The organism is Lysinibacillus louembei, from assembly GCF_033880585.1.
Lineage (GTDB): Bacteria > Bacillota > Bacilli > Bacillales_A > Planococcaceae > Metasolibacillus > Metasolibacillus louembei.
In genome coordinates, this window is sequence record NZ_CP137624.1 from 2,449,261 (window position 1) to 2,472,886 (window position 23,626).

At 38.8% G+C, this 23,626-nt stretch carries 21 protein-coding genes and 1 pseudogene; 19 read left to right on the forward strand and 3 right to left on the reverse strand.

From position 1 onward, the window contains the following. The first annotated feature begins 201 nt into the window (after positions 1-201). The 6 genes from R6U77_RS12240 (at position 202) to coaE (ending at position 7,404) form a co-directional block, all read left to right on the forward strand. Positions 202-1,347: an ATP-grasp domain-containing protein gene (locus R6U77_RS12240; protein ID WP_319835846.1), complete on the forward strand. Its 1,146-nt coding sequence runs from the start codon at positions 202-204 to the stop codon at positions 1,345-1,347. 368 nt (positions 1,348-1,715) lie between these two features. Further along, entirely contained in the window at positions 1,716-2,153 is a 438-nt protein-coding gene (locus R6U77_RS12245) for a DNA polymerase I (RefSeq protein ID WP_319835847.1), read from the forward strand. A 147-nt stretch (positions 2,154-2,300) separates the two neighbouring features. Further along, positions 2,301-4,931: a DNA polymerase I gene (gene polA, locus R6U77_RS12250; RefSeq protein WP_319835848.1), complete on the forward strand. Its 2,631-nt coding sequence runs from the start codon at positions 2,301-2,303 to the stop codon at positions 4,929-4,931. An 11-nt stretch (positions 4,932-4,942) separates the two neighbouring features. Then, positions 4,943-5,818 (forward strand): bifunctional DNA-formamidopyrimidine glycosylase/DNA-(apurinic or apyrimidinic site) lyase, encoded by an 876-nt coding sequence (mutM, locus tag R6U77_RS12255; RefSeq protein WP_319835849.1) that lies wholly within the window; start codon positions 4,943-4,945, stop codon positions 5,816-5,818. Between the two features lie 75 nt (positions 5,819-5,893). Further along, entirely contained in the window at positions 5,894-6,814 is a 921-nt protein-coding gene (locus R6U77_RS12260; protein WP_406601106.1) for an arsenic resistance protein, read from the forward strand. Beyond that, complete coding sequence (gene coaE, locus R6U77_RS12265) at positions 6,811-7,404, forward strand: dephospho-CoA kinase (protein ID WP_319835851.1); 594 nt, start codon at positions 6,811-6,813, stop codon at positions 7,402-7,404. The genes R6U77_RS12260 and coaE overlap by 4 nt, the downstream gene beginning before the upstream one ends. A gap of 47 nt (positions 7,405-7,451) precedes the next feature. Here the strand turns inward: coaE and R6U77_RS12270 are convergent, their stop codons facing one another. Beyond that, positions 7,452-8,330 carry a hypothetical protein gene (locus tag R6U77_RS12270; protein ID WP_319835852.1) on the reverse strand — a complete coding sequence of 293 codons (879 nt, stop codon included), beginning with the start codon at positions 8,328-8,330 and terminating at the stop codon, positions 7,452-7,454. Next, positions 8,317-8,823: an RNA polymerase sigma factor gene (locus R6U77_RS12275; RefSeq protein WP_319835853.1), complete on the reverse strand. Its 507-nt coding sequence runs from the start codon at positions 8,821-8,823 to the stop codon at positions 8,317-8,319. The genes R6U77_RS12270 and R6U77_RS12275 overlap by 14 nt, the downstream gene beginning before the upstream one ends. 276 nt (positions 8,824-9,099) lie before the next feature. Between R6U77_RS12275 and R6U77_RS12280 the strand changes: the two genes are divergently transcribed. From R6U77_RS12280 to R6U77_RS12335, 12 genes and pseudogenes are all read left to right on the forward strand, one after another. Then, complete coding sequence (locus R6U77_RS12280; protein ID WP_293926118.1) at positions 9,100-10,119, forward strand: glyceraldehyde-3-phosphate dehydrogenase; 1,020 nt, start codon at positions 9,100-9,102, stop codon at positions 10,117-10,119. Positions 10,120-10,332: 213 nt separating this feature from the next. Further along, positions 10,333-10,695, forward strand: a complete 363-nt coding sequence (gene speD, locus R6U77_RS12285; protein WP_293926120.1) for an adenosylmethionine decarboxylase — start codon at positions 10,333-10,335, stop codon at positions 10,693-10,695. Positions 10,696-10,941: 246 nt separating this feature from the next. After that, positions 10,942-11,430: an RNA polymerase sigma factor gene (locus tag R6U77_RS12290; protein WP_319835854.1), complete on the forward strand. Its 489-nt coding sequence runs from the start codon at positions 10,942-10,944 to the stop codon at positions 11,428-11,430. A gap of 3 nt (positions 11,431-11,433) precedes the next feature. After that, positions 11,434-12,354 (forward strand): anti sigma factor C-terminal domain-containing protein, encoded by a 921-nt coding sequence (locus tag R6U77_RS12295; protein ID WP_319835855.1) that lies wholly within the window; start codon positions 11,434-11,436, stop codon positions 12,352-12,354. A 25-nt stretch (positions 12,355-12,379) separates the two neighbouring features. Then, positions 12,380-13,291, forward strand: a complete 912-nt coding sequence (locus R6U77_RS12300) for a VanZ family protein (protein ID WP_319835856.1) — start codon at positions 12,380-12,382, stop codon at positions 13,289-13,291. 181 nt (positions 13,292-13,472) lie between these two features. After that, complete coding sequence (gene nrdR, locus R6U77_RS12305) at positions 13,473-13,940, forward strand: transcriptional regulator NrdR (protein ID WP_293926127.1); 468 nt, start codon at positions 13,473-13,475, stop codon at positions 13,938-13,940. A 21-nt stretch (positions 13,941-13,961) separates the two neighbouring features. Further along, the gene (locus R6U77_RS12310; protein WP_319835857.1) at positions 13,962-16,658 is read left to right on the forward strand and encodes a DnaD domain protein; all 2,697 of its coding nucleotides are present in this window, start codon (positions 13,962-13,964) and stop codon (positions 16,656-16,658) included. Continuing rightward, a complete protein-coding gene (dnaI, locus tag R6U77_RS12315) occupies positions 16,645-17,586 on the forward strand; it encodes a primosomal protein DnaI (protein ID WP_319835858.1) in 942 nt (313 codons plus the stop codon). The genes R6U77_RS12310 and dnaI overlap by 14 nt, the downstream gene beginning before the upstream one ends. A 311-nt stretch (positions 17,587-17,897) precedes the next feature. Continuing rightward, positions 17,898-19,829 carry a threonine--tRNA ligase gene (gene thrS, locus R6U77_RS12320; RefSeq protein WP_319835859.1) on the forward strand — a complete coding sequence of 644 codons (1,932 nt, stop codon included), beginning with the start codon at positions 17,898-17,900 and terminating at the stop codon, positions 19,827-19,829. A gap of 384 nt (positions 19,830-20,213) precedes the next feature. Then, complete coding sequence (locus R6U77_RS12325) at positions 20,214-20,756, forward strand: hypothetical protein (RefSeq protein WP_319835860.1); 543 nt, start codon at positions 20,214-20,216, stop codon at positions 20,754-20,756. Positions 20,757-20,763: 7 nt separating this feature from the next. Beyond that, positions 20,764-20,895, forward strand: a pseudogene (locus tag R6U77_RS12330) (His/Gly/Thr/Pro-type tRNA ligase C-terminal domain-containing protein); the annotation flags it as partial. 78 nt (positions 20,896-20,973) lie between these two features. Further along, entirely contained in the window at positions 20,974-21,969 is a 996-nt protein-coding gene (locus tag R6U77_RS12335) for a GNAT family N-acetyltransferase (RefSeq protein ID WP_319835862.1), read from the forward strand. 71 nt (positions 21,970-22,040) lie between these two features. On the opposite strand, the gene R6U77_RS12340 is transcribed toward R6U77_RS12335, so the two are convergent. Next, positions 22,041-22,535, reverse strand: coding sequence for a hypothetical protein (locus R6U77_RS12340; protein ID WP_319835863.1), 495 nt, complete (start codon positions 22,533-22,535; stop codon positions 22,041-22,043). Positions 22,536-22,705: 170 nt separating this feature from the next. Here R6U77_RS12340 and R6U77_RS12345 point away from each other — a divergent pair, with 170 nt between their 5' ends. Continuing rightward, on the forward strand, positions 22,706-23,608 hold the full coding sequence (locus R6U77_RS12345; protein WP_319835864.1) for a hypothetical protein: 903 nt from the start codon (positions 22,706-22,708) through the stop codon (positions 23,606-23,608). Positions 23,609-23,626 lie beyond the last annotated feature (18 nt).

Genomic DNA, 23,626 nt, shown 5'->3' on the forward strand with positions numbered 1-23,626 from the left:
ATTTAGAAGGAGATAGTCTTTCTAAATCATCTATTTTATTATTTTCTATGATAATTTATCCATTTTTGAAAAAAGGGTAGTCAGACAAGAATATTATATTATAATAGGTTTGTGGTTATTTAGGCTTATTTATTGATAGGTTATTTGATTTATATATAATGCTTTTTAATGATTCTAAAGGATTATTCAGGAGGGAACGATATGATTTTATTAGATCCATTATATATTTCACCAATGCTGGAGCAGGCGTTACTTAAAACGACGACACCGATGTATGACATTGATCAAAAGTGCTTTATCAACGGGTCACAAGAGGGGGTAAATTGGCCGCAAGACCAGTTTATTGTAATAAATTCAGAGCATGCAATTAAAGTTTTAACAGAGCAATTTCCACATTTAAATGCGGTGCAATGGACAAATTTATTTAAAAATAAAGCCGCATTGCGCAAGCATTTAGCAACGTATTTTCCTAATTTCTATTTTCAAGAAAGCACATTACACGATTTAAGCAAGATTGATAGGGCATCTATACCTTACCCAATTATTTTAAAGCCAGCTATCGGTTATTCAAGCGTAGGTGTTCAAAAAATTAAAGATGCCGAGCAATTTACAGAAGTCGTCCAGCAATTAATTGCGAATGATGGGCTTGCTACTTCCTATTCAGAGGACATTTTAAACTTCCAAACATTTATTTTAGAAACATACATAGAAGGACAGGAATTGGCGGTAGATGCGTATTTTAACACAGAAGGTCAACCAATTATTTTAAATTTATTTGCACGCATGTTCCGAGATGAGGAGGATATGAGTGACCGTATTTATTATACGAGCAAGCACGTGTTGACAGAATATTTGCCTGTTATCGAGGCGTATTTACGTGAATTAGGTCAGTCGCTACAAATAAATAATTACCCATTCCATATCGAGCTGCGCATGGATGCACAAGGGTCTGTAATTCCAATTGAAGTAAATCCTTTACGTTTTGCAGGCGTAGGCACAACAGAGCTTGGTGTGCATGCATATCAAATCAATCCATACGAATATGCTTTGTGGCAATGGGAACCGGATTGGGCACAGAAAATTGCAGCAATGGATGACCGCATTTATAGTTTCACTTGTGCAGAGTTTGATAGCCATTTAACATTTGCTGATATTGAGCAAATTGACCATGAGCAGATTAAAGCACAGTTTGACCATCTATTAGAATATCGCGTATTGCCCTTTGACTATGGAACAGCCTTTGCAGTTATCTTTTTTGTCAGCGATTCATTTAGTCAAAATGAACGTGTTTTAGCAATGGATTTCATGTCATTCATTACAACGAAACAGCAAGCGCTTAGCTATTAACATAAAGGAGTTGTTTTTACATATATGAGTAAGAGAATATATTCAGTTAAAGCGAAAATATTAATGAGTATTGCGACAGAGCTAAATGAAATGATTGGTCATTTAAAAGCGCAAATTGAGCGCTTTAAAGTTTAAAGCAAAGGAGCTTGTCCGAAAAAATTCGGACAGCTCTTTTTAGATTGGTTGGGCGAAAATAGGCATTCGATGGGCGAATTCTGCTGTTGGTTTGGCGAAAAATCAGTTCCGCTGGGCGAATCACAACTTTTGCACTATATCCTAATATTGTCATATTAGGAGAAAGAAGTCCCTTTTCACTTTTCTATTTCTTGTTATAATAGAGTATGCAATTTCATAGAGAGGTGAATGGTATGAGCAAGCGAATTCAAAATTTGCTAGTCGCATTTATTATTGCAACGTCAGTAACGGCACTTTTTCAATCAAGCCATTTTGAATGGATGAAAATGAGCCTATTTCATATACCCGTATTGTTTATTGTCATATTTATACTTGGTGTTATTATTGCTGAGGATGTACGTAGCGCCTTTAAAAAGGTACTATGGTTTGAAAAGCGCAAAGATCCGCGTCCAATTTGGCAAGTTGGTGTTGGCATGATTTTTTATTTTGCACAAGTCGGCTTTGTGGAAGTGTTTATGAGAAGCCTAATGCCATACGAGCTCGGTGGGATGCCGTTATATTTAATTATTAGCTTTTTAAATGCCTTTTTATTAACAGTGATTTTTGAAGAAATTTTCTATAAAAAAAATCAACATGCAGTAGAGCAATATAAGTTTAAGAAATTGAAATAGCGTATTAGGTGCTTTGCCAAACTTTTTAGGAAAGTTTATGCAAAAGCGCCTTTTTTGGTGGAAAAAAACTCGATTTCACGCTAAAGTTAAGAGGAGAGTAGTTCGAACGCATGTTTTGACTTTAGAACGAAAAAAGGAGCGTACCCAATGGCGAAGGAAAAATTATTATTACTTGATGGCAATAGCTTAGCATACCGTGCATTTTTTGCATTGCCACCATTAACGAACGATAGTGGAATTCATACGAATGCGACATATGGCTTTACGACAATGCTGCAAAAAATTTTAGAAGAGGAGCAGCCAACACAAATGCTTGTCGCGTTTGATGCGGGGAAAACGACGTTCCGTCATGAATCTTATGGCGAATATAAAGGTGGACGTCAAAAAACACCGCCTGAGCTATCTGAGCAATTTCCTTATATTCGCAAGCTAATTGATGCATACAATATTAAACGCTATGAGCTTGATTTATATGAGGCAGACGATATTATTGGCACATTGGCGAAGCAAGCTGAAACGAACGGTATCGATGTCATTATTGTGTCAGGCGATAAAGACTTAACACAGCTTGCGACTGACAATGTAACCGTGTATATTACACGCAAAGGAATAACGGATATTGAAAAATATACACCAGCGCATATCGAGGAAAAATACGGGCTCACACCTGCGCAAATTATCGATATGAAGGGGCTAATGGGTGATGCATCAGATAATATTCCAGGCGTTCCAGGGGTCGGGGAAAAAACGGCAATTAAGCTGTTAAAGGAATACGGCTCAGTGGAAGCATTGTACGAAGCAATTGATGGTATGAAAGCTTCAAAGATGAAGGAAAAGCTTGTAGAAAATGAGGAAAGCGCTCATTTATCGAAAAAGCTTGCCACGATTTTTACAGAAGCACCGATTGACATAACGCTTGATGATTTGGCCTATGCTGGACCAAACGAGGATGCGCTGCTTGAAGTGTGGCGTGAGCTAGGCTTTAAATCATTAATCGAAAAAAGCGATATGCAAAGCGCAGTACAGGAGCAGGAGGAGATTCAGCTAAGCATTGTAGATCATGTGACAGCTGCGATGCTAAAAGAGACGATGGCGCTGCATGTGGAGCTAGAAAATGAGCACTATCATAGCTGCGATATGCTTGGCATTGCGCTAACAGATGGAACAGATGCAAAATATATATCTGTGGACAAAGCTTTACAGAGTGATGAATTGAAAGCTTGGCTAGAGGATGCCTCCAAGAAAAAATATGTTGTGGATAGCAAAGCGGCACAGGCGATGCTTGCGCGACATGGCATTAAGCTAGAGGGAGTAGCATTTGACTTGCTTTTAGCTTCGTATATCGTTAACCCAGCCATTTCGGGTGATGATGTGGCGACACTTGCGAAGGAGTTTGGCTATACAAATGTGCAAGCAAACGAAGTCATTTATGGCAAAGGCGCAAAATGGTCAGTGCCAGAAGAGGCTGTGTTAGCGGACCATGTGAGTCGCAAAGCAATTGCTTTATGGCATTTACAGCCTGTCGTTGAGAAAAAATTAAAAGAAAATGAGCAATACGATTTATATAATGATTTAGAATTGCCGCTTGCAAAAATTTTAGGAGATATGGAAATCGAAGGAATCTCAGTAAACGTTGAAACATTAAAGCAAATGGGACAGGCGTTGCTAGAGAAGATTGCGGTTATTGAACAAACAATTTATGAGCAGGCTGGTGAGGAATTTAATATTAATTCACCGAAGCAACTAGGTGTCATTTTATTCGATAAGCTAGGGCTACCTGTTTTGAAGAAAACGAAAACAGGCTATTCAACAGCGGCGGATGTGCTTGAAAAGCTACAATCTGAGCATGATATTGTCAAGCATATTTTAGATTACCGTCAATTAGCAAAGCTACAATCAACATATATCGAAGGCTTGACAAAAGAGATACATGCGGACGATGGCAAAGTGCATACGCGCTTCCAGCAGGCATTGACAGCAACAGGACGTTTAAGCTCGACAGACCCGAACCTGCAAAATATTCCGATTCGTTTGGAGGAAGGACGTAAAATTCGCCAAGCATTTGTGCCATCAAAAGAGGGCTGGGTGCTATTTGCGGCGGACTATTCACAAATCGAGCTACGCGTTTTAGCACATATGTGTCAGGACCCTACGCTTGTCGAGGCATTTAAGGAAGGTATGGATATTCATACACGTACAGCGATGGATGTGTTTGGTGTGACAAACCCAGATGAAGTAACAGCGAATATGCGCCGAACAGCAAAGGCGGTAAACTTCGGTATTATTTATGGGATTAGCGATTATGGCTTGTCACAAAACTTAGATATTACACGTAAGAAAGCAGCGCAGTTTATTGAAAACTATTTGCAAAGCTTCCCTGGGGTAAAGGGCTATATGGAAAGTATCGTGGCAGACGCGAAGCGCGAAGGCTTTGTGACAACGATTTTAAATCGCCGTCGCTATTTACCTGAAATTAATAGCTCCAACTTCAATTTGCGTAGCTTTGCTGAGCGGACTGCGATGAATACACCGATTCAAGGAAGCGCAGCAGACATTATTAAAAAAGCGATGATTAATATGGATGCCCGCTTGAAAAAAGAAGGCTTACAGGCAAAGCTATTATTACAAGTACATGATGAACTAATTTTTGAAGCACCAGTTGAAGAAATAGAAATTTTAGAGCGTATCGTACCAGAAGTGATGGAGTCGGCGATTGAGCTAGCTGTCCCATTAAAAGTAGATTATTCACATGGCTACTCTTGGTATGACGCAAAGTAAGGAGTGATTTTATGCCTGAACTACCAGAGGTTGAGGGCGTCGTCAACGATTTGAAGCCGCTCGTTGAAGGTAAAATAATTCAATCTGTGACATTATCGGATACAGTTTACACATCACATGCAGCAGGTAAGCAAACGATTGTCAAAGGTGGAGCGCTTGAATGGTTTGAGACAAGCGTTCAACAAATGACCATTGCAGCAATTGAACGTCGTGCAAAATATATTTTTATCCACTTACAAAAAGACGAGGAGCCATTTGTGCTCGTCAACCATTTAGGGATGACAGGTGCATGGTTTGTCGTGCAAAATGTGGCAGAAATTGCAGAGGAAAAATTCCGTAAGCATATTCATGCAACCTTTGCTTTAGCAAGCGGCGAGCTGCTCGTCTATAGCGATATTCGCCGCTTCGGAGAGCTACGTTTTTTACGCACGATTGAGGAGCATGCCCCATTAACGAAAATGGCACCAGAGCCGTTTGATGATTATGCATGTGAATTTTTCCTTGCGCAATGTGCAAAGCCAAAATATGAAAATAAAACAATTAAAGAAGTCATTATGGACGGTCAGGTCATTTCAGGCTGTGGCAATATTTATGCGACAGAAGCATTGTTTGCAACAAAGCTGCGACCGACGAAAAAGGTGAAGGCCATTCCGAAAGCAAAGAAAGTGGAGCTGTTCCAAGCGATTGTCAATGTTTTACGAGAAAGCATTGACAATGGCGGCTCAACGATTTCTGATTACCGCACTGTCAACGGTGGGGCAGGCTCGATGCAAAATCGTTTAAAAATGTATAGTCATAAAAGCTGTCCGAGCTGTCAAACGGCAACACTATCCGTTGTCATTGCTGGGCGTACATCGACATATTGCCCAAGCTGTCAAAAAGAGTAGGCAAAGGAGAACGATGTGACGCATTATAGAGAAAGACTAGAGCAGCAGCAAATTTGGGTGTATGCCTTTGCGCTATTGCTAGGAGCGGTAGTTGGTTTAGCAAATGAGCATATTGCCTTTTATTTTACGGGGATGATTACACCGTTGATTGCTATTTTACTCTATAGCATGCTTGCGCAAATTCCATTTTTCAAGCTACGTGAGGCGCTAGCTAACCGTAAATTTATTGCCGCATTAGTTATCGGTAATTTTTTAGCTGTGCCGCTCATCGTTTACGTATTGATTGCGCTGTTTCCACAGCCCACGCCAATTTTAGTAGGCGTATGCCTAGTATTGCTAACACCATGCATTGATTATGTTATTGTTTTCACACAGCTAGGAAAGGGTAATGAGAAGTTAATGCTCGCTTCGACGCCTATTTTATTTATTGTACAGCTATTGTTGCTACCGCTTTATTTGTCATTATTTATAGGTGAGGAAATGGCAGACATTGTGCAGATTCAGCCATTTTTAGAGGCATTTTTATTCTTAATTATGGCGCCTCTTATCGCGGCGCTAATTACACAGCTTTGGGCTAAAAATAGTACGGCTGGCACGAAAACATTGGAGATGACAGCATGGCTACCAGTGCCTTTTATGGCCTTCGTGTTAATTGCTGTTGTTGCCTCACAAATTGGCAAGGTTTATAGCGATTTTGAGCTGATTATAGGTGTCATTCCTATTTATGTTTTATTTTTAGTCATTACACCGCTTGTTGCTCGACTGATTTTACGGTTTATTAAATTAGATGTTGGGGCAGGGCGAGCATTGATTTTTAGCATGGGTACTCGTAACTCTCTCGTTGTGCTACCCTTAGCGCTTGCACTACCTTATGAATGGGCAACAATAGCAGCGGCCATCATTGTGACACAAACGATTGTAGAGCTTATAGGAGAGCTGATTTACATAAAGCTAGTACCTAAATGGATGCTAAAGGATAAAGGGGAGATTAGATGATTATCGGATTAACAGGCAGTATTGCGAGCGGTAAAAGCACCGTTGCACAAATGCTACAGGGCTATCAGCTTCCAATTGTTGATGCAGATATTGTAGCAAGACAGGTAGTAGAGCCTGGGACGCAGACATTGCAGCAAATCGCTGAAGCCTTTGGACAAGAGGTGATGAAAGAGGATGGCACAATGGATCGTGAAAAGGTTGGCGCCATTATTTTTCATGAGCCCGCCCAGCGCAAAGTGTTAAATGATATTATCCACCCTGCGATTCGGGCAGAAATGCTACGTCAACGCGATGAGCTTTTACAAAATGGTGCAGCACATGTGGTAATGGATATTCCGCTGTTATTTGAAAGCAAGCTCCAGCATTTTGTTGATAAAATTTTAGTTGTATCAGTGACAGAGGAAATCCAGCTTGCGCGCTTAATGGAGCGCAACCAGCTACCAGAAAGTGAGGCACGTGCACGCATTGCCTCCCAGCTTCCGATGTCTGTAAAGGAAAAAGGAGCCGATGCAGTCATCTACAATAACACAACAAAGCAATCAACGGCTGAGCAGCTAGAAAAAATTTTGCAGCAATGGGCTGTCATTTGAAATACAAAATAAGAGGATTGTCTCGTTGCAGACATTCCTCTTATTTTTTAAAAACCGAAGAACAACAAAATGTTAATTAAGCTACACAAAACAATTATTTTCCCTCGTTCGAATTTTAAAATAGTTAATGATGGGGCTCGACGCTTCATCTCTCGCAGCTGCCAAAGGGCACTGAAAATAAAAAAGGCGGCGAAAGGAGGAATGTAGACAGGTCCAATGAAAAAAATCCAACAAGCAAACAGAGCAAGTACACTTACTGTAGCAAATAATTCAATATAGGAGCTTGTTGTTCTCGGAAAAACAGCTCGCATATCTATATTGCGTTTTTTATAGTATTGAATGGATAAAAAATTAATCGTAAATATAGCGAGCAGACAAATGGAAAAGAGGAGACTCGCCTTTTTCGATTGAAATAAACTCATGAAAATATAGGAATACCTCGCACTATCATCCTGATAATAAACATTTTGGTCAACATCATAAATGTCCAGTTCAGATATTTGAAATTTCCTTTGCTCCCCATTTTCAACGAAAATAACATCTACAATATGTCGACCAAGCTGACCATCATTTATTGGCGAAAGCATTTTGATATTGTGGAAGTATTGAATAAATTCTTCATCCTGCCATTTTTGTATAGACGAATATAACAGGCTAGAGGTCTTTGCTTTAAAGTTTCCTTTTTCCCCATCGAAATACGTATAAAGTGTAGCAGAGCGTGTGTGTGCATTTTGCAGTGAATGCTCAGGGTTTGTTAGCAGTAATAAAATGAAGATACTACAAATGGCTATCATCGTTGCAGGGATTTTCCACTGAAAAGACCTCTTACTAGTCTGCTGTGCAAGCGATTGCTTTATTTGTGCTTTCCGCTGTTTATTTTCTGGTAAATGATTTAATTGCTGTAGCTGTTGTTTAAGGCGATTCATGCCATTCACCTCCTAATAGTTGTTGAAGCTTTTTCATTGCACCGCGCTGTGTATTGGCAATTTTGGTTGTAGATAAGCCAGTAATCCAGCTCGTTTCCTCAATCGATAGCTCCTCGATTTTGCGAAAAATAATGATTTCTCGCTGCACAGGCTTTAATTGCTGTAATGCCTCATATAGCTCTTTCCGCATTTCATTTTGAGCAAGCCAATCGTCCGGTGTATAAGTGAAATCATGCTGCTCATGCTCTTGTGTAAAAGGTAGCCATTGAATTAATGCTTTTTTTCGATAATGGTCGATGACAAGATTGCGTGCAATTTGCCGAATAAATGTTTGAATATGCGCCTCATTACGAAAATTTGCCTTTAATACTCTGACAAACGTTTCTTGTGTCAAATCCTCAGCTAGCTGCGCGTGTGACACCATCAATCGTATGTATTTGTAGATTGTATGAAAATATTTCTCGTATATCGCTTCGAAATCCAAAATATTCACCTCTCTTACTATAGTAGACGAAGAAACGACAAGAATTTGTAAAAAATCATTAAAAATAAATTTTTTAAATATGTTATACTATTTAGCGAGACGCAATAAAAGGACATTATATTGAAAACGTTTTATATGCTTTCATTTCGCTATTCTAGTTATCAGAAAATAATGATTTTAAAAAATAACATAAAAAATGTTCAACTTCTCGAATAATGTGTTATACTAATTAACAAATAGATAAGCAAATTACAAGGATAACCTATCAACAGGAGGATTTTTTATATGTCAGTTTCTATCGCAATTAACGGATTTGGTCGTATCGGGCGCATGGTGTTTCGCCAAGCAATCGTTCAAGAAGGGTTAAATTTAGTCGCTATTAATGCAAGCTATCCAGCGGAAACATTAGCGCATTTAATTAAGTATGACACAAATCACGGTCCATTCGAAGGTACTGTAGAAACAACAGAAAATGCATTAATTGTTAATGGCAAGCGTGTTGAAATCGTTTCAGAGCGTGACCCGAAATTATTACCATGGAAAGCAATGGGTGTAGATATCGTGATTGAGGCGACAGGTAAATTCAATTCACGCGATAAAGCGGCATTGCATTTAGAAGCAGGTGCTAAAAAGGTTATTTTAACAGCGCCAGGTAAAAACGAGGATATTACCATTGTATTAGGTGTAAATGATGAATTGCTAGATGTTGAAAAGCATGATGTCATTTCAAACGCTTCATGTACAACAAACTGCTTAGCACCTGTTGCCAAAGTGTTAAATGATACATTTGGTATTGAAAACGGCTTAATGACAACAGTTCATGCTTATACGAATGACCAAAATAATTTAGATAATCCACATAAGGACTTACGCCGTGCACGTAACTGTGGTTCGTCGATTATTCCTACATCGACAGGTGCAGCGAAAGCGCTGTCATTAGTGTTGCCTGAGCTAAATGGTAAATTACATGGCATGGCATTACGTGTACCAACACCAAACGTTTCTTTAGTGGACTTAGTTGTAGATTTACAAAAAGATGTAACGGTGGAGGAAGTAAATGCGGCATTTAAAGCAGCAGCAGAAGGTTCAATGAAAGGAATTTTAAATATTTCGATGGAGCCATTAGTATCTTCTGACTACAATACGACGACATATTCATCGACAGTAGATGGTTTAACAACGATGGTAATGGGGAATCGTAAAGTAAAGGTGCTTGCTTGGTATGATAATGAATGGGGCTACTCAGCACGCGTTGTCGATTTAACAAAAAAAGTAGCCAATGCATTAGCAATGGTGAACGCATAATATAATGTAGGGGCTACGGAAAAGTGAACTTTTCTTGTAGTCCCTGTTTTAACACTTGCAACTACTAGGAAAACATCTTATAATCACACATGTGTATGCATGATTTGCAAACACATGACTACTTAAAGGGTTAGGACCTCTTTGGACTAACTTTCCCCCGTGGTAGTCAACTTTGCACATTTTAAAATATTATGTCAAAGGGGGAAGCGAACCATGAGAACAATGGGACGTCATGTTATTGCTGAGCTTTGGGATTGCGATTTAGAAAAGTTAAATAATGTTCAATTTATTGAGCAAACTTTTGTTGATGCTGCTTTGCGGTCAGGGGCAGAAGTGCGGGAAGTAACTTTTCATAAATTTGCGCCACAAGGAGTAAGCGGAGTAGTAATTATTTCTGAATCACATTTAACGATACACAGTTTTCCGGAGCATGGCTATGCAAGCATCGATGTGTATACTTGCGGTGATTTAGATCCAACAGTTGCAGCAAATTACATTGCGGAAGCACTCGGCGCCAAAATGCGCGAGGCTGTTGTTGTGCCACGCGGTATGGGACCTGTGATCGTTGGTGCATAGATGAATAAAGTATTGTGAGACAAACATAGGCTATTTGCTAACCGACCTTCGGATGGCAAATAGCTTATTTGTTTTATCATGATTTAGTCGAAAATGTCCACTTCCACAGGTGACAACGTATAATGCTTTTTATTCAGTGGATATCAGGGGTGTTTGAAAACATAAAAATAAGACATAATTAATTTCACAAGCACTGTATACATTTTTGCTTGCTCATTCGTTGTATACGTGTAGGGAGGATATGAAATGAAAAAAGAAGATAAGCTAACTTCCTACTTGTTGCAATTAGGAGAGGAAGTGTACAGGCTATTATTAGCAAAAGGAGCGAAAAAGCAGGATGCAGAGGATATTATTCAAAATACATTTTACAAAGTGTATACATTGCTAAGTACGTTAAATGAAGGCAATTTACGTCCGTGGTTTTTTCGTGTGGCGTTAAATGAATATATTGATTTAAAGCGTAAAAAAGATGAGCAAACCTTTTCTTTGACAGAAGAAATTTATGCGAAGCTACAGCAAGAAAATGATGAATTGGCTGTCATCAATCATAAGGATGAAATTGCCTATTTGTTAAAGGATACGAAACAACAATACCGAGAGATTTTTATTTTGAAATATTATTATGATTTTACGTATGAGGAAATTGCACAAATGTTACATATCCAAACAGATAGCGTTAAGCAAAAATTATATCGTGCCCGAAAAAATATTCAGCGACAGTATGTGGAGGAGTAAAAAATGGAAGAGTCATTACAAAAAGCATTGAAAAAAGCAAAGCGCAAGCATGTCATGATGGTGATCATAGTGTCGTTTATCGTTATGCTCGTGGCATTACCAATCGTTTATAAAGTGTTTTACACAACGAGCGACTATCTTGCAGCGAAAGGATCAGAAGAATTGCAGGATACGCTATTTTTATGGCATGCCATTACTGAGCCAAATGTTCAAATTGCCTCTCAAATTACCCAATCGTCCATATTTGGTGGCACGGTTGTCACGAATCGCTCTAAAAACATTAACGGCTATGTCGTGCCATGGAGTACATTAACAAGCACATATGGCTGGAAACGTTTTAACATTAATTACGATGAGCTTGAGCCTAATTTTTATTTATCGGACAAATCCTATTATATGTATGATAAGCAAACGAAAAATAAAGTAGCAACTTTTTTTCATCCAGATTTGCAAACATATTTTACGAAAATTCCAAATGATATAGCTGCGGTTAGCTCAATGGAAAACTATGTAGCAGAGATGGCAATTTCCTTTGACCGACCATATACAGTGACGGAAATCAAATCGATGATTCCTGAAAATTTAAATGTCGTATGGCTATATGTGGCATCGGCTGTTCAAAATGAACAAACAGACCCTGCTGGCGTTCCTGTATACGGATTTGGCGCCTATCCTTTATCTGAAAAAGCATACGTCGATTTTATGCAAAATTTAGCGAAATATAATGCGCAGCAAAATGATGAAGTGATTCAAGCATTTTTAAACGACAACAAAAATACGACTTTGAATGATTTACCTGTGCTCGGTGTAATGTTAACAGGTCAGACTAAAAATTTTGCTCAGTTGGAAGGGGCAACGTTTGTAAAGGCTGCTTCAGCAGGAGCGACAGCACCGCTTGTTCCATATATTGAACCAGAGAAATAGGGATTTTAGAAGTGGAGATATGATGATGAAGAAAAGAAATTTAATAATAACAGCGACGATTTTATATACAGTACTAATTTTATATTTCATGTTTTTAGGCTTTAATCGTTTACAAGGTGGCGATTATGAGGGCTATGTATTTGAGTTTGGTCCAATCGTGGGTCCATTAGGTTTTCCGAGGCTTTCTTTTGGCTGGGTATACGATTTAGGGAATATAGCAGCCTTCATTCCTTTCGGTATTCTGCTACCTTTATTATACCGTTATACGTATAAAAAATTGATAAGCTTGTTTATTGTCTGTATTTTAGTGTTAGAAACATTACAAGCTTTAACACATCTAGGCAGCTTTGATATCAATGATGTTATTTCCAATACGCTAGGGGCAACAATTGGCTACGTTGTATATAAAATTGGGTTCACATCAAAGATAACGCCGAAAAAGCTTATCGCCTCATGTATGTCAGCCATTATACTAATCTTTTGTGTAATGCTTGTTTCTGAGGTTATAGAGAAACGTACAAGCTCACTACAGCCTTTGCAAGCTATTGAAGAGGCTACAGGTGTTAAACCTCAAACAAAGCAAATGCCATCTTTCACGATAGATGGTCAGCAAATAGAGCCTCAATCCAATTTATATATGAGCGAGAAAGGCACTAGTCAAATGATTACCTATACGATTGAAGGGAAAGAGGAGCTAGTGCTCTATTTAAATCTCGGTATCCCAGATGATGAGGAATTCCAAGGAAAAGTGACAATAGTTGCGGATGGGGAGGAAAAGTTTAAAAGAGATGAGCAATATTTAAAGGAATTTTCTGCAATGGAAAGGGCGTTAGAAGTACCGTTGTTTTTCGAATATGACACATTGACAATTACGATTACAGGTAATATGAAGGTGTGGGATGTTAGCTTTACAGAGCTAAAGCATTGGTGGGAATAAAAAATTTGATGGGCTGTCCGAAAAGGTATTACCTTTTTTGGGCAGCCTTTGCTTATATAAGTCAGACCTCTTGTTGTTTTTCTATGTTATAATAGAGTAACTATTGTGTCGCTATTTTATGTGCACTAGTTTTGGTATAATAAAATAAGTAATAAATCGAAATGAATCAGGAGAAATTTGTATGAGATGTCCAGCTTGTCAATATAAAGATACACGTGTTGTTGATTCAAGACCTGTAGATGATAATAAAGAAATTAGAAGACGACGTGAATGTGAAAAGTGCTCGTTTCGTTTTACAACGTTTGAAAAAATGGAGGAAACGCCGCTTGTTGTCGTGAAAAAAGAGGGAGCACGTGAGGAGTTTAGCCGCGAAAAGGTATTGCGTGGGCTGATTCGTGCCTGTGAAAAGCGTCCTGTATCGCTAGAGGAGCTAGAGGAGCTTGTTATTGCAATCGAAAAAGATTTGCGACGACTAGGTCAATCTGAGGTTCGCTCAGAAGATGTTGGGGAAATGGTGATGGATCGTTTAATGAAATTGGATGAAGTAGCCTATGTGCGTTTCGCCTCTGTCTATCGTCGTTTTTGCGATGTCGATGCCTTTATTCAAGAATTAAAAGAGCTACAAAACAAGCAAGGAAATGCGCAGTAACACTATGTAAGGAGGGTTCCCATGACCTTTATGAATCAATTACATCCGTATGATATTTGTGAAGTTCAATGCCCTCACGAATTTAATGCTATCAATCAAAAAATATTGCAGCTTTGCTACCAGCCGATTATCGGTGTGGATGCGGTTGCACTTTATTTAAAGCTGTCAGTCGAAGCAGCGAATGAGCATATAGCCTTCCATCATCATTATTTGCTTGATAGCTTAGATTTTTCGATAAAAAAGCTTTTCCAAGCAAGAATTACATTAGAAGCAATTGGCCTGCTACAAACATTTTGCAAAATGGAAGATGATACAACGCATTATATTTATCGTGTCAACCAACCATTGGAGGCAAAGTCGTTTTTTGCGGACCCCATTTTATCTGTATCATTAATGCGCAAGATTGATAAAAAAGCCTTTGAGCATTTGCGCAATACGCTCGTACCAAAGGAGCAGAAGCTACATAATTATACAGAGGTGACGCGCGGCTTTAATGATGTGTTTTTAAATGTGACGGAAAAAGAATTGCAGCAAATCGAGCAGCTTTATCCAGAGCAAGGCGGCGAAATAGCAACAGCTGGCTACGACTTTGACTATAATTCCTTTGATTTTAAGCTGTTTTTCGACGGTATTAGTCAAGCGCTTATTCCACGCAAGCTTTTTACAGCAGAGGTGAAGCAAGCAATTGCGAAGGTAGCCTTCCTTTATCATTTTTCGCCATTAGACATGCAGCAAATTGTCATGCAGGCATTATCGGATGAGCAAACATTAACAGCTGCCATGATTGAAAAAACGGCGCTCGATCATTATCAGCTAAGTGGTCATCGTCAAAATAATTATCAATTAGTCAAGCGCTATGAGCTTGCACCGAAAGTGGAAAAGCCAGTCCAAAAAGAGAGCGGCAGAGATGCGCATATTCACTATTTGGATACGACCTCACCAATTGAAGTGTACGAGGAGGTGCAAGGGGCTTCTCCGACAGATACGACGGTTCGGCTGTTCAATGATTTTTTAAATAGAGGCATTTCCTATGGTGTTATTAATACATTAATTCAATATATTGCGATGTCTAATGGACGTCTGGATTATAATGTGAATTTAATGCAGAGCATTATGGATACATGGGTAAGGAATGGGGCAAAAACAGCTGAGGATGCGATGCGCATTGCCAAAGAGGAGCATCATAAGCGCAACGGTAAAGTGGTACCAACAATTCAAAAAACAGTGCACTCAGTAGCTACAAATATTCCAGAGGCAATGAAGGATTACGAGCTGTCTACACCATATGAATTTTTGAAGCTATTAACTAAGGGCAAGGAGCCATTTAAAAATCAATTAAAAACGGCTGAAAGCTTAATGACGGTTTATGATATCGCACAAGGGGTCACAAATGTTATCGTTGAGCATGTGTGGAAGCTGTCAAATGGCAAGCTACCTGAAAAATTCGTCGAATCGGTTGCTGCTGAAATGCAGCAGCAAAATATTCAAACAGCAGAGCAGGCGAAGCAATTTTTAGCAAAGCGCAATGCGACACCTTATAAAATCAATCAAGATGCGCTAGGCGAATTTGCGGCTTCCCCACAAGCGCTTATTTATGACCGGACAACGCCATATGAATTTTTAAAGCAGCTGTATCATGGCAAGGAGCCTGTACGCTTTATTGTCGAGCTAGCGGAGCAGCTTGTATTAGCGCAAAAAATGCCAATCGGTGTTGTTAATTATTTAATGGAATATGCGATGCGTGAAACAAATGGAAAATTAACGCAAAACTATGTACAAGCCATTGCTAGCAACTGGATGGCACATGATTTAAAAAGTGCAGCAGACGCCATTCATTTAGTGGAGCAGGAGCAGCAAGGCGCTACAAAGCATAAAATTACGATGGACACGCCACTTGCCTTTAAAGCGAAACAGAAGGATTTAACAAATTGGTCACCACGCTATGATGAAACGATTCCTTATGAGTTTTTAAAGGCGCTGAAAAATGGCGAGGAGCCGTTGCCATATGTCGTGGAAATGGCTGAAAGCTACGTAACAGCTGGCTTAACGGTAGGTGTGGTTAATGCGATGTTTGAGCATGTCATTACAAAGGCAGGTCGTATTAATAAAAAACATATCGAGGCATTAGCGGCAAATTTGCAAATACAAAATATTATGCTTGCAAAGGATGCGTTACACTATTTACAGCAGCAAAACCAAAATGCGACAATTACAAATGATAGTTTAGCGCAATATTATCCAGCCAACTACGTTTTTGGCATGGCGGATGATAAGTACGAAAAGCAAGCACCGTATGATTTTATTAAACAGCTTAATAACGGGCAAGAGCCGTTCCCGTACACGGTTAAGGCGGCTGAAAATTTAATCACACGCTATGGCATGGTGCCTGCTGTCGTTAATTTTTTACTGGAGTATGTGCTACAAAAAACGGATGGTGCATTGCCGGAGAAATATATTAACAGCGTGGCGGATTCATGGCGTCGCCAGCAAATTCAGACGGTGGAGCAGGCGCAAAGCTATGTGAAGGGTGCTGAACAAAAGGCACTAGCAAGCAAAGGAAAGAAAGTTGAAGTTGTTCCTGAATGGTTTAATAAACCAAAGGAGGAGCCTGTCAAGGAAGAACCGGCAGAGGTAGTAGATATAGATGCAGAATACAATAAATTATTGCAGCAATTTCGCAATTATGATGGGAAGGTGAAGAGCGATGGAACCGATTAAAGAATCATTAAAGCGTGTGGTCAACGTCCCATCTTTTCAAGAGCGCTATGAGGCGATGCGAAAGTCGATTTTAGAGCATGAAAAAATTCAACAATTTTTAAAGGAAAACGAAGAAGCAATTGATGCACAAATGATTGAGCACAGCCTACTAAAGCTAAATGAATATATTAGCCAATCAACGGATTGCTGTAAATGTGGCACGGCAGCGCAGTGCACTAACTATTTGCAAGGCTTTATTCCAAAGCTATTAATAACGAACGGCCGCATTGATATTACGTATGAGCGCTGTGAGCAAAAAATCCTCGAGGATGAGCGTCGAGAAATTGCCTCAATGGTATCATCGATGCATATGCCAAAAGAGGTGTTACAGGCGACATTTGAAGATATTACAATCGCTGGCAACAGGTCGAGGCTTGATATTGCCCAACAAATTATGGCGTTTATTCAGGAATATCGAGCAACGGGCGAGCTGCCACATAAAGGTTTATACTTATACGGAGAATTCGGTGTTGGTAAATCGTTTATTTTAGGCGCAACTGCCAATGAATTAGCGAAGGTCAAAGTGAAGTCAGTTATCGTCTATGTACCAGAATTCTTACGTGAGCTTAAGGCAGCAATGGCTGACCATACGCTAGAAAGCAAGGTCGATTTTGTCAAAAAGGCACCTGTTTTAATGCTGGATGATTTAGGCGCAGAGGCAATTTCACAATGGGCACGCGATGAAATTTTAGGCACGATTTTGCATTATCGCATGAGCGAGCAGCTGCCGACATTTATTTCCTCCAACTTTAATTATGAGGAGCTGGAGCATCATTTAGCGCACTCACAGCGTGGAGAAGTCGAGGAAGTAAAGGCACGCCGTATCATGGAGCGCATTAAAGCAACAACAATGTCCATGAAAGTGGATGGCGAAAATTTACGTCGTTAGCAGTTGCATTTTTTGTCGATTCAGCGTATACTGTGCTCATATAATTCAAAGCATTGAAAAGGATACGAAGTTTGTGTACCGACTTTTAGAGAGGGGAGCCTTGGCTGGAAGCTACCTAAGTACGACACACTCTTTACTACCTTGGAGCTGTGGCGGGGATAATCCGTCAACGTTGATCAGTACGTTAACTGACCTAGAGCTTCGTTCGAGAGTATTCTCGGAAGGAAGAAGGGTGGAACCACGAGCATACGCGTCGTCCCTTTGTTGGGATGGCGCTTTTTTTGTGGGAAAAAATAAAGGAGGACATCAACATGTCAGAAATGATGAAATTAACTTTCCCAGATGGCGCTGTGAAGGAGTACGCAGTTGGTACATCGACAGAGGAAGTAGCACAATCAATTAGCCCAGGCTTACGCAAAAAAGCGTTAGCTGGTAAAGTAAACGGTCAATTAGTGGACTTAAAAACAGCGATTGAAGCAGACGCAGCAATCGAAATCATTACACCAGAATCACCAGAGGCGTTAGAAATTTTACGCCACTCAACAGCGCATTTAACAGCGCAAGCAGTAAAACGTCTATACCCAGATGCGAAGCTAGGCATCGGTCCAGTTATCGATTCAGGCTTCTATTATGATATTGATTCACCAACACCGATTACAACAGAAGATTTACCTGCAATCGAAAAGGAAATGCGTAAAATTATCGCTGAAAATATCGAAATTGAGCGCAAAAACGTTTCACGCGATGAAGCGCAAAAAATTTATGAAGAAGTTGGCGACGAATATAAATTAGAGCTACTTGAAGCCATCCCAGCAGATGAGCAAGTATCGATTTATTATCAAGGTGATTTCTTCGACCTTTGCCGCGGTATCCACGTGCCATCAACAGGCAAATTGAAGGAATTCAAGCTATTATCACTTGCGGGTGCATACTGGCGAGGTAATTCAGATAATAAAATGCTACAACGTATTTACGGTACAGCATTCTTCACAAAGGATGAGCTAAAGCATCATATTCAAATGCTTGAAGAAGCAAAGGAGCGCGACCACCGTAAAATCGGTAAAGAGTTAGATTTATTTATGACATCGCAAACTGTAGGGCAAGGCTTACCATTATGGCTGCCAAACGGTGCAACAATCCGCCGTACAATTGAGCGTTATATCGTTGATAAAGAGATTTCATTAGGCTACAAGCATGTGTACACACCAGTGCTAGGCTCGAAAAAATTATATGAAACGTCTGGACACTGGGGTCACTATCAGGACGGCATGTTCCCACCGATGGAAATGGATAATGAAACATTAGTGTTACGTCCGATGAACTGCCCGCACCATATGATGATTTTCAAAAACGGCTTGCATTCATACCGTCATTTACCAATCCGCATTGCGGAGCTTGGTACAATGCACCGTTATGAAATGAGTGGCGCGGTATCTGGCTTACAGCGTGTACGTGGTATGACATTAAATGATGCGCATATTTTCGTTCGCCCAGACCAAATTAAAGCGGAATTCAAAAAAGTAGTGGAATTAATTTTAGAAGTATACAAAGACTTCGACATTAATGACTACTCATTCCGTTTATCATACCGTGATCCAAACAACAAAGAGAAATACTTCGATGATGATGAAATGTGGGAAACAGCGCAAGCAATGCTGAAAGAAACAATGGACGAATTAGGCTTAGACTACTTCGAAGCAGAGGACGAAGCAGCGTTCTACGGTCCAAAGCTAGACGTGCAAGTAAAAACAGCCATCGGTAAAGAAGAAACATTATCAACAGCACAGCTTGATTTCTTATTGCCACAGCGCTTTGACCTTTCTTACATTGGTGAAGACGGTCAGCCACAGCGTCCAGTAGTTATCCACCGCGGTGTCGTATCAACAATGGAGCGCTTCGTAGCCTTCTTAATCGAAGAATACAAAGGGGCATTCCCAACTTGGTTAGCACCAGTACAAGTGGAAATCATTCCTGTATCAAATGCGGTGCACTACGATTATGCAAAGCAAATCGAAGAACAATTAATGGCAGCAGGCATCCGTGTCGAAATGGATGACCGCGAAGAAAAGCTAGGCTACAAAATCCGCGAAGCCCAAATGAAAAAAATTCCGTACATGCTTGTGATCGGTGACAAGGAAGTCGAAGCTGGCGGCGTCAACGTTCGTCGCTACGGCTCAAAGGATTCGGAAACAGTTTCATTTGAGGAATTCTTGAATGGCCTGAAAGAAGAAGTGAAGAAATAATGGTGGAAACAGCTCCTATCAGGGGGCTGTTTTTTTATATTAATTAAAAATAAGTCCCTAAAATGCGGAATAAAAGCTGAGGATATTTATGATGAAAGTAACATGCAATTCATTTAGAATAAAGAATGTTTGAGCTAAATTTTAATCAAAGAGATGTTAAAAACGTTGATTGCAATAAAAGTAAAACTAACTCATTTTGAAAACATTTTTCAAAATGAGTTGGTTTTTTAGTATTGATTATTTTTGTAACCCATAACCTCTGTTTTTATATGAAGACATCATATCTTACTGAGTTTGAATTACTTTAATAAGAGAAATTTTTTGTGGTAAAATTTTCATGTAATAGATGCCGCTATGGCAAGGATAATTTAGGAGGTTAGGTTGATGAAAAAATCTTTGAAGGTAGGTATTTGTTTTAGTATTCTTTTTTTAACGATAATAATATCCTTTATCCTATTTAAGGATGATTCAAGAATAAAAGCTTTAGAAAATTTGAACAGTCCTAAAGTTGATGAGTTATATTACTTTGAAAAAATGCCAATTAAGTTTAAACGATATAAGATTGCTGAACCGATTAAAAATGGTAACGGCTTTATCATTCATGAAATGTGGGATAGGGGACCGGAAAATATACAAACTATAATTTTTTCCACATTTTTTAGTGATACTGAAGAAATAGATTTAAATGCTGATTTTATAAATGCGAAAGAAGTAAAAGAAGTAAAAGGAGTAAAAGGGTATTATACGATAGAAGAACCACAAAGCGATTCTAGTAATTTATTCATAGAAAAAGTCATTTTTGGTTTAGAAGGTGTGAAATATGAGATTACATTCATTCAAAATATTAAAAAAGGGGGAACAGACATACAGCCGTTTGGTAGTGAATATATTGTTAATATGATAGATGATTATTTAGTAAAAAAATAATAAAAGCTACATGCTTGTGATTGAAGATAAAGAAGTCGAAGCTGGCGGCGTCAACGTTCGTCGCTACGGCTCAAAGGATTCGGAAACAGTTTCATTTGAGGAATTCTTGAATGGCTTGAAGGATGAAGTGAAGAAATAATATGAAAACAGCTCCTATTAAGGGGCTGTTTTTTACATGCACTATGTTGTAATGTAAAGCTATAAAGGGGCAGTAAATATGGAGTTTAAACAAATAAAGCTTGAAGATATACCCGCAATGGCTGAGCTATTGATTGAAAGGCAAAGGGTTGAAAGTGAAGCATTTCCGTTTTTAAAAAATAATTGTTTACATGTGGAGTACATAACGAATTTATTCGAGAAATGGTTTAATCATCATAAAATGCTTGGGGTTGGGGCATCTATAAATCATGAATTAGTAGGCTACATCATTGGAGAAATCAAGCATGATACGACTAGAGGCAGACATGTATGGGTTCATTACGAGGGGGTAGCCATTCGACAAGGTGAGTCACCTGAGCTTATCAGGCAGCTATATGCAAAAGCTTCAGTGGCATGGGTAGCGCAAGGCTGCTTTACGCATTACACACTTATTCCACTTGGCAATCAGGCGTACTTCGATGCCTACCAACACTTAAGCTTTGCCATCCAGCAAGCACATGCAGTGATGGAGATGGCGGACTATCAGCCTTTTGACAACACAGCAGAGATGGATGTGCGATTCGCAAACAAAATGGACAGCGAAGCGCTAGGGCAAATGTCGAGCATTATTCAAGCATACCAAAATGCTGCACCAACGTTTGAGCCTGTCTTACCAGAAACTGCCGCAGAAATAAAAATCGGCTACAGCAGCGTATTGGAGGAAGAGGATGCCATCTGTCTTTTCGCTACAAAAGATAACAAAGAATTAGCATTTCAAGTATATTTCCCTGCCAACTCCAACTTGATGACACCTGATAATGGCATTGAATTAAGCATCGCAGGCACATATGATGTGCAAATGGGCAAAGGCGTTGGTAAAAGGCTAATGAATGAAAGCTATCGAATCATGCAAGAAAAGGGCTACCAGCATATGGTGACAGACTGGCGCATCACCAATCTTGCCTCTTCGACATTTTGGCCGAAATGCGGCTTTAAGCCAGTAGCTTATCGGATGGTGAGGCATATTGATAGTAATATTGCTTGGGGGAATAAATTAAACTACCACATTCAATAATATAAACATACTTTTAAAAAATCACCTCAAAATAACGTGAAGAGGTGATTTTTATTCAATTGTGCAAAAATTTATTGATGCCATTCCAATGTATAAACTTTGTTCTCCGCTTTATTATAGATTGCAATAAATGTATCGAATCCGTCATTTTTTGATTGGTGATAATAATAATAATTTGTTTCAATCTTTATTGGATTTTGATTAATCACTTCTAAAAAATCTGCTCTTTCATTAGAAAGATACATATTTTGGGTGTTTACAATAAATGTTGTAATGTAACTTTGCACTTGCTCTATATTATCATTTGTAATCACAGTAAATTGCTCTAGTGGTAATGCCTCTTTATATAATAAAGCTTTTATCCATTCCCCATCTCCATGAGAGGGCTCTTTCGTTGACCAAATATTTTGCACTTCTGCTGGTGTAGGAATAATTAATCCCCATTCAACCTCGTAATTCTCCACAAGCGTCAAGGATGTATCCGTTATCTTATGCTTTACATTACTAACTATATAAACAGTCACAACTATCAATAATATTAGAGAAAATAATAGTGTTTTTTTCATACGTATCTCCTTTTATAAAAATAACTACAAAAAATCAGCCAAACTCTCTTTGAATAATTATCGCATAACAACAATAAAAAGGTAGATTTAGTTAAAAAGAGGGTTTTTTTATACTACATCGAATATATGGAATACAAGCAATGCTACAAAATGTAATGGAGGGGAATCATTTGAAAGCATACGGAACATTTATTAAAAAAGGTGATTACTTATTTCGAACAGAGGCTTATCTCCAATTTGGAGATAAGGACAATATTTTAGGTACTGTCATTATGCTAAATCCCGGAGGTGCGAAATTAAAGGTACCTATTACCGAAGAAAATGTGGAGATTCACAATGAAATTAATATTGACCCTACAATGCAAGCACTTATTCAACTAATGAAAATGTTTTATAACAGTAATGAAATGCTACAAGGTCGTGTATACATATATAATTTATTTCCTTTGCAAAACACCAAAAACGAGGAAGCCATTAAGTTATTTGAAAAACTGTGGTATGAAAAAGAGCCTTTTATTACAGGGTTTCCTAAAGAACAAGAGGCTTTATTAACACATTTACAAAGCTCGCCATGGATATTAACTGGATGGGGCTGTAAAAGCTCAAAAATGCTAGATATAGTAAGAGAGCAATGGTGGCAGCTTATAAAGCAATCGAATACGCCGATTATTGGGAAGCGAGAGAAATCACATTTAGATTTTTACCATCCAAGATCACAACTAGTAACACAGCAAATTGAATATCGTAATGAATTAAAAGAGCAATATTCATTGTTAGTAGAAGACAAAGAAGCGAATACGAATAAACAGGAGCAACTGCTAACGATTATTTTAAATGGAAATCCCATTCAGGAAATGCCACAAATTAAATTGAAGCCGCAGGATAAAATTATTTCAAATGGCAACATCATTAGAGCAGATTATATTGATAAATTCAATGAAGGCATCGGTTTTTATTGTGAAGCACAACCATTACCTGTTGCCTACATAGAAAATTTCAAAACAACTGTATATATTGAATTTCAAAATAGTGGGGTTGATAAAATAGCATATATTGTTAAACATGATTATTGATGTTATTAGTAAGTAAAA